Source organism: Streptomyces sp. YS-3 (assembly GCF_045257485.1).
Classification (GTDB): domain Bacteria; phylum Actinomycetota; class Actinomycetes; order Streptomycetales; family Streptomycetaceae; genus Streptomyces.
The window spans coordinates 1-7,510 of record NZ_JBJHPC010000360.1; the positions used below are offsets into that span (position 1 = coordinate 1).

Here is a 7,510-nt window from a genome sequence, read left to right on the forward strand (position 1 = left end):
GGCCGGCCCCGGTTTGCGCCCGCGGCCCGTGCGGGCTGGTCGCGCCCCTGAGGCGGCCGTCGTTCACCTGCGGGCCGGTGGGGGCGCCCCCTGAGAGGTCGGCAATCGCCTGCGGGCCGGTGGGGGCGCCTGAGAGGTCGGCAATCGTCTGCGGGCCGGTGGGGGTTGCTCGCGCAGTTCCCCGCGCCCCTAAAAGGCCGTCGCTCACCCGCGGGTCGGTGGTGGGCGCTCGCGCAGTTCCCCGCGCCCCTAAAAGCTCGTCGCTCACCTGCCGGCCGGTGGGGGCTGGTCGCGCAGTTCCCCGCGCCCCCAAGCCAAGAGGCCGTTGCCCATCCGCGGGCCGGTGGGGGTTGCTCGCGCAGTTCCCCGCGCCCCTGAGGGGGGCGCCGCAGCCGGAGAGTTCGGCTCAGCCGTCGGCCTTCAGGGGCGCGGGGAACTGCGCGACCAGCCCTCCACCGGGCCGCAGACGGAAACTCTCCCTCCGGGACCGGATCTGGGCCTTGGCCGAGCCAAACCGCCCGGTCACCCCGGACCCCCAAGGGGCGCGGGGAACTGCGCGGCCAGCCGCCCACCACGCCGCAGACAAGGCACAAAAGCCCTAGTACTGCGACTGCAAGTGCTGCCAGAACCCGTCCCGCAGCGCTCGCCGCAGATCCGCATGGCCCCGCAAGGACCGTTGGAGCAGGCGTTCCGCCTCCACCAGGAGGTCCTGGTCGACCGGGCCCGGCAGATACGGATGGCCCGGCAGCAGCTGCGCCAGGGACGCCCGCCCCCGCTCGGACAGCCACGTCGCCGCGATCCGGGCGCCCACGAACCGCACGTCGTCCCGCGTCGGCGCGGGCCCGCTGTCCTCGTACATCGTCACCGGCCGCCGCGTCACGTACGGCTTGCAGAAGTCCAGGTCGAACGTGCGCTGGCTGTCGACCTCCCACAGCAGCGGCTCCGCCTGGTTGCGCCCCTCCGCCGCCTCGATGCCCCAGAGGTGGACCCGCGCCCCGTACCCCTGCGCCGCCTCGACCGCCGAGACGAGGTCCTCGTCACCGCCGATGAGGGCCGCGTCGCTGATCGCGCGGTGGCGGGCGAGGGACTCCAGGTCGGAGCGGATCAGGGAGTCGACGCCCTTCTGCTGGTTGTTGGCGTTGAGGTTGCCCAGGCGCACCTTCACGTCCGGCAGCTCGGCGATCGACTGCTGCTCGTTGGTGTGGATGCGGCGGCGCGCGCCGTCGTACCAGTACACCCGGAGCAGCCGGCTGTCCGCGAAGATCGTGCGGGCCTTGTCGATGAAGGCCTCGATCAGCCCCTCCGCGTCGAGGTCGAAGGCCCGGCGGTCCTCCGTCCCGGTGACCAGGAGGCCCGCCGCCGCGTAGACATAGCCCGCGTCCACGAAGATCGCGTGCGTTGAGGGGGTCTTCGCCACCTCGGCCAGCATCCGCCGCAGCAGCTGGTTGGTGCGCTCCAGCTGCGCGCCGATGTCGGACGCGGCAGAGGCGCCGGAACCGCCGCCCGGACCGCCGCCCGAGCCTCCGGAGCCGCCGCCGGAGCTGTCCGGGACGCCCGGGGCGCCGACGCCGGGGATCTCGTTGCCTGGGATGTCGCCTGCTTCGCTCATTGCCCCCATTCTCAGGGGCGTGAGGTACGCGTCACAACCGGTGCCTTACCCGCCAGTATTTAGCCCGTGAAAAAATTTCCTTAGCGTAGGGAATGTTTGCCAGGGGCAACCCGTTGTAACAGTCGTAACGGGGCCAGTTCCTCGTACCACCAGCACCAGCAGTTCTCCTTCAGGAGGATCAGACGAAGGGAGAAGCCATGCGCTTCGAAATCATGCGCCTCAACGACGTGGACGGCTCCGCCGTGGACAGCACCGTCGTGGACGCCGCCTCCGTCAACCGGATCGTGCAGCAGGCCGCCGCAGTCGGCCAGCGCATCTACATCCGCCCGGCCGACAGCTCGGCTTCGTAACGCGTAAGGATCTCCCGCGCGGCAAGCCGGAGCGCCCCCGCACCGAACACCGGTGCGGGGGCGCTTTTCGCTGCGCGGGCAGGCGTACCAGAGGTGCACGCGTACCCGAGGTGCACCCGTACCCGAGGTGCGCGTACGGTCAGCCGCCCCGGATCACCTGGGTGACGCCGTTGATGATCTGCTGCACCGCGAGCGCGGAGAGCATCATGCCCGCGAGCCGCGTCACCAGGACCACACCGCCGTCCTTGATGACCCGGATGATCAGCAGCGAGTACCGCATGACCAGCCACAGCACGATGTGCATGGCAAGGATCGCGGTCCACACCGCGACCTGCCCGCCGAACGAGTCGTGGTTCTGGACCGCCAGGATCACCTGCACGATCGCGCCGGGACCGGCGAGCAGCGGCATGCCCAGCGGCACCAGCGCCACGTTGACGTCCTTGGTCTGCTTCGGCTCCTCCATCTTGCCGGTGAGCAGGTCGAGCGCGATGAGCAGCAGCAGCAGACCGCCCGCGATCATCAGCGCGGGAACGTCGATGTGCAGATACGCCAGGATCTGGTTGCCCACCAGACCGAACACGGTGATCACACCGAGCGCGACGGCGGCGGCCTGCCACGCCATCCTGCGCTGCACCTTGGCGGCGCGCCCGGAGGTCAGCGCGAGGAAGATCGGGGTGATCCCGGGGGGATCCATGATGACGAACAGAGTGAGGAAGAGGGAGCCGAAAACGGCAGCGTCGAACACGGTGGTGCCTTGCGGGAGAGGGTGTACGTACGGAGCAGAGGAGGACGTCCGCACGCAGCGGCATCCTTGAAGGAGGAGAGGGAAGGGCGAGGGGCCGGGCCCCTGGCTAGCGGCCGGTTCCGCCCGCGCCCGGGACGGGGAACGCGCCCGTCGCACGGCGGGTGATCTCGCCGTAGATCTCGGGGTCGGTGGTGCACTCACCGAGCCGCACGGCCTTGCGGTCGCCGTGGTAGTCGCTGGAGCCGGTGGTGAGCAGGCCGAGTTCGGCGGCCAGGGAGCGCAGCTTCGCGCGCGAGGACGCGTCGTGGTCGGTGTGGTCGACCTCGATGCCGTCGAGGCCGGCCGAGGCGAGCTCGGCTATGACGGTCTCGGGCACGACCCGGCCGCGCTTGAGGGCGAGCGGGTGCGCGAAGACGGTGACCCCGCCCGCGGCCTTGACCAGCCGGACCGCCTCGAACGGGTCGAGCTCGTGCTTGCCGACGTACGCGCGTCCGCCGTCCGCCAGCCACTCGGGCACGAACGCCTCGGAGACCGACCCGACGACACCCAGCTCGACCATCGCCTCGGCGACGTGCGGGCGGCCCACCGAGCCGTCGCCCGCGATCCGCGCCACCTGCTCCCAGGTGACCGGGACGCCCAGCTCCTGGAGCTTGGCGACCATGCCCCGCGCGCGCGGCACCCGGTCGTCGCGGACGAGCTCGCGCTCGCGCGCCAGCTCGGGCTCCTCGGGGTCGAAGAGGTACGCCAGCATGTGCAGGCCGATACCGTCGATCCGGCAGGAGAGCTCGGCGCCGGTCACCAGGGTCAGGCCCGCGGGCAGCGCCGCGGTCGCCCGCGCGTATCCGCGGGTGGTGTCGTGGTCGGTGAGCGCGATGACGTCGAGGCCCGCGGCGGCGGCGTTGCGGACGAGCTCGGCCGGGGTGTCCGTGCCGTCGGACGCGGTGGAGTGGGTGTGCAGATCGATGCGCACGCGTGACTCCAGGGCGTAGGGACGGGCAGGGGGGACAGTCAAGGATAACTGCGCGTAGCCCCTGTCCCGCCCGGCACGGCTGTGGCGGTCACCGCATCCCTCCGGACAGGATGCGCGGCGACAGCGCCCCGCACGGCAGCAGCTCGACCTCGGCGCCCGCGTCGCGCAGATCGGTGAGGACCAGCTCGTCGTAGAGCAGCAGCCCCGACTGCTCGGGCCAGACGATCGCCCACAGCCACAGGCCGCGCGCCTCCCCCGCGAAGACCGCGCGGTCGTCGGGCGTGCCGGTGACGTGCCAGAGCGGGGTGGGGCGCCCGGCCGCGAGGACCTTGGTGTGGGGCGGTTTGTCGACGTTCATGTAAGGGCCGGGGTCGGGGCCGTCGATGCCCGCGTACCGCGCGCCCAGGCCCACGCCCAGCTCCTCCGCGACGAGCAGCAGCTCACCGATGCCGCCGAGCGGCGCGGGGCCCGAACAGGCCACGGCGGTGGCGCGCCCGCCGCTGCGGTCGTCGCCCGCGCACGCCACTCCGGTGTACAGCCAGCCGATCGGCAGCGGCCACGGCATCCAGACGGGCACTTTCGCCCGGTGCACCACGACGCCGAGCGCCTCGACGCTCGGCGGGACCACCGGCTGGAGCGGATGCACCGTCCCGTGCACATCGCACTGCCAGGTGTCGGCAAAGAGACCGGGCGCCCTGACCCGGCCTCCGCACTTCGGGCAACTGGGTTCGCCCCTCATACATGCCAACGGTCCTCCCCGTCCCGCGCCGCGTCAAGGACGATCACCCGTCCGGCGTGTGGCAAATGGGGCGGCCGGGGGCGGACGCCCTAGTCCAGGCGCACCGAGGTGCGCAGCGGATCGCGCAGGTCCGTCCCGTTGGCCAGCCAGCGCTCCTCCAGCTCCTGCGCCCCGTGCACCCGCTTCCAGTCCGCCTCGTTGGCGGTCATGGGCAGCAGCGGCAGGAAGCGGACCGGGTCCATCGGCCCGTCGAGCTCCAGGTCCTCGACCAGCCCGCCCGGCTCGGCCACCAGGACCGAGCTGAACGGCGCCCCGGGCCACAGCGGTTCCCCGATGTCCAGGGAGGCGCCGGGGGCCACCACCACGCCCTCGACCTGCGGGGTGGAGGCGAGGACGGCGAGCGGTCGCAGCACCTTGTCGGTGTCGGCGAGCCCGGCCCGTACGGACAGGACCAGCTCGGCGCGCGGACCCTCGACCGGGTCGGCGAGGACGGCGGCCGGGTCGGTCATCGGCCGGGCCGACATGCCGAGCGTGGCGTAGCGCACGATGTCCCCGTCGGCGAAGCGCAGCACCTCGACGCGGTCGGTACCGAGGAAGGTCACCGCGGCGCGCGCGTCCGGTTCACCGAGGGCGGTACGCAGCCTGGCCTCGACGAGAGCAAGAACATCAACCATGAGTTGAGCATAGAAGCCGTATCGAACGGGCAAAGTACGGACTTGACACCTGCGCCGGCTGATAGTCTTGGCCGCTGTTCAGGGCAGCAGAACGTCCCTCACGGGGGACCGGCCGGAGGAGGTGGGGCTGCGATGGATCGAAGTCGGCCTGGCAGTACCAACCGCTCTTCCGTGCGCCTTCGTTGTTCCCTGTGATCGAGACCTCCATACCCGGCCGTCTCCCCGGGAAACATCTGAGTCCCATGGCATGTCGCACGGCGGAAGAGCACATCGCCTCGCCCAGTCCGTTTCAGTAGCGAACGCCGTCACCGCATTCGCGGTACCGCCCGCTTTGCGGACGTACGCCAGATGTACGAAGTTCTCGCGTCACGTCCCCATTCCGGGCAGTGCCACGCCCGTCGGCGGCCTCTCCGTGAAGGAGTCCTGCCATGTCCATGATCCGTGACCTGCGCGCCGCGGTCCGCCCCTCCCTCCGTACGTCGCTGCGCAAGAGCACCGTCCCGCACAGCTCCTACGACCCCACCCGCGACCCCTCCGCGAGCAGCGCCGTCGTCGACTGCGCGGTCTACCGCGACGGGCTGCGCATCCAGGCCGACTCCTGCCTCACGCCGCGTGAGGCGATGCGGTACGTCCAGGAGGACGGCGGCTTCGCCTGGATCGGGCTGCACGAGCCGACCGAGGCCGAATTCGCCGGTATCGCCGCCGAGTTCGGGCTGCACCCGCTGGCCGTGGAGGACGCCGTCCACGCCCACCAGCGGCCCAAGCTGGAGCGGTACGACGACACGCTCTTCACCGTCTTCAAGACCGTCCACTACGTGGAGCACGCCGAACTCACCGCCACCAGCGAGGTCGTGGAGACCGGCGAGGTCATGTGCTTCACCGGCCGGGACTTCGTGATCACCGTCCGGCACGGCGGCCAGGGTTCGCTGCGGGCGCTGCGCAAACGCCTCCAGGACGACCCCGAGCTGCTCGCCAAGGGCCCCTCGGCCGTGCTGCACGCCATCGCGGACCAGGTCGTCGACGGCTATCTGGCGGTCGTGGACGCGATGCAGGACGACATCGACGAGGTGGAGATCGATGTCTTCTCCGCCCCGGCCAAGGGCAGTCCGCGCGGCGCGGACGCCGGGCGGATCTACCAACTCAAGCGCGAGGTACTGGAGTTCAAGCGGGCGGTCTCGCCGCTGCTGCGGCCGATGCAGCTGCTCAGCGAGCGGCCCATGCGGCTGGTCGACCCCGACATCCAGAAGTACTTCCGCGACGTCGCCGACCACCTCGCGCGCGTACAGGAGCACGTGGTCGCCTTCGACGAGCTGCTGAACTCGATCCTCCAGGCCAACCTGGCGCAGGCGTCGTTCGCGCAGAACGAGGACATGCGCAAGATCACCTCATGGGCGGCGATCATCGCCGTACCGACGATGGTGTGCGGGGTGTACGGCATGAACTTCGACCACATGCCGGAGCTCCACTGGAAGTACGGCTACCCGATCGTGCTGGCCGCCATCGCCGGCAGCTGTCTCGCCATCCACCGCACGCTCAAGCGGAACGGCTGGCTCTGACGACGAGCGCGAGCCCGCCGAGGATCACCACCAGGGCGGGCCAGGCCAGGGCGGGCGGCTGCTGGCCCAGCCAGAGCGCGGCGATCAGCGCCGCGCCCGGGGTCTCCAGGAGGATCGCCGTGGACGTCACGGACGCGCCCAGGCCCCGCACCACCCGGTTGAGCAGGGAGTGGCCCAGCAGTTGGGCGGCGACGGTGAGCGCGGCCAGCTTCCCCCAGGTCACTCCGGAGTACGAGCCGAGGTCCGCGCCGCTCGCCAGACAGGCCGCGAGCAGCCCGGCGGCGGCCGTCCCGTAACAGAGGCAGGTGTACGGGACGGTGTCGACGGTCCGCCGGACCTCGGCGCCGAGCAGTACGTATCCGGCGGCGGCGACACCGCCGCCCAGGGCGAGCGCGTCACCGGCGAGGGCGCGCGGCGAGGTGGTCATGTCGACGCCGGTGAGCATCACCACGCCCGCGCAGGCGACCAGCGTCCCGGCCCACACCATGGCGGGCGGGCGATGGCCGCGCAGCCGCAGGGCGACGGTGGTCCAGATCGGCGTGGTGGTGCACAGCGCGGTCGAGGAGGCCACCGAGGTCATCCGCAGGCTCGGCAGCCAGAGCCCGAAGTGGATCGCGAGCAGCGCTCCGGCGGCCACCGCGAGGCCCACCTCCCGGCGGGTCAGCCCGCGCAGCTGCGCCCGGTACCTGACCGCGGCCAGCGGGGTGAGGACCCCGACGGCCATGGCGTTGCGCCAGAACGCGATGGCGAGCGCGGGCGCCGCCGTCGCGGCGATGAGCGGCGCGGAGAGCGACACGCTGGCGATGGCGACGGCGAGCAGCGCGAAGTCGGCCCGCGGTGCGGGCGGCGCGGCGGCCGGGGCCGGGG

General features: G+C 71.8%; 8 protein-coding genes. 2 read left to right on the forward strand and 6 right to left on the reverse strand.

Going from position 1 to position 7,510, the window contains the following annotated elements; translation table 11 throughout:
* Window positions 1–598 precede the first annotated feature (598 nt).
* The gene (locus ACJA3G_RS24950; protein ID WP_406555283.1) at window positions 599–1,609 is read right to left on the reverse strand and encodes an NYN domain-containing protein; all 1,011 of its coding nucleotides are present in this window, start codon (window positions 1,607–1,609) and stop codon (window positions 599–601) included.
* A gap of 197 nt (window positions 1,610–1,806) precedes the next feature.
* On the opposite strand from ACJA3G_RS24950, the gene ACJA3G_RS24955 reads away from it, so the two are divergent.
* Entirely contained in the window at window positions 1,807–1,959 is a 153-nt protein-coding gene (locus ACJA3G_RS24955) for a hypothetical protein (RefSeq protein ID WP_344075186.1), read from the forward strand.
* 139 nt (window positions 1,960–2,098) lie between these two features.
* On the opposite strand, the gene ACJA3G_RS24960 is transcribed toward ACJA3G_RS24955, so the two are convergent.
* The 4 genes from ACJA3G_RS24960 to ACJA3G_RS24975 all read right to left on the reverse strand — a co-directional run bounded on the left by ACJA3G_RS24960 (window position 2,099) and on the right by ACJA3G_RS24975 (window position 5,087).
* On the reverse strand, window positions 2,099–2,704 hold the full coding sequence (locus ACJA3G_RS24960) for a MarC family protein (RefSeq protein ID WP_406555284.1): 606 nt from the start codon (window positions 2,702–2,704) through the stop codon (window positions 2,099–2,101).
* A 106-nt stretch (window positions 2,705–2,810) separates the two neighbouring features.
* The gene (locus ACJA3G_RS24965; protein ID WP_406555285.1) at window positions 2,811–3,674 is read right to left on the reverse strand and encodes a PHP domain-containing protein; all 864 of its coding nucleotides are present in this window, start codon (window positions 3,672–3,674) and stop codon (window positions 2,811–2,813) included.
* Between the two features lie 88 nt (window positions 3,675–3,762).
* Window positions 3,763–4,413, reverse strand: a complete 651-nt coding sequence (locus ACJA3G_RS24970; protein WP_406555286.1) for a DUF6758 family protein — start codon at window positions 4,411–4,413, stop codon at window positions 3,763–3,765.
* 89 nt (window positions 4,414–4,502) lie between these two features.
* Window positions 4,503–5,087 (reverse strand): suppressor of fused domain protein, encoded by a 585-nt coding sequence (locus ACJA3G_RS24975; protein WP_406555287.1) that lies wholly within the window; start codon window positions 5,085–5,087, stop codon window positions 4,503–4,505.
* Between the two features lie 428 nt (window positions 5,088–5,515).
* Between ACJA3G_RS24975 and ACJA3G_RS24980 the strand changes: the two genes are divergently transcribed.
* The gene (locus ACJA3G_RS24980) at window positions 5,516–6,643 is read left to right on the forward strand and encodes a magnesium and cobalt transport protein CorA (RefSeq protein WP_406555288.1); all 1,128 of its coding nucleotides are present in this window, start codon (window positions 5,516–5,518) and stop codon (window positions 6,641–6,643) included.
* On the opposite strand, the gene ACJA3G_RS24985 is transcribed toward ACJA3G_RS24980, so the two are convergent.
* On the reverse strand, window positions 6,621–7,510 hold an 890-nt coding region (locus tag ACJA3G_RS24985), incomplete at its 5' end, for a DMT family transporter (RefSeq protein ID WP_406555289.1). The genes ACJA3G_RS24980 and ACJA3G_RS24985 overlap by 23 nt on opposite strands.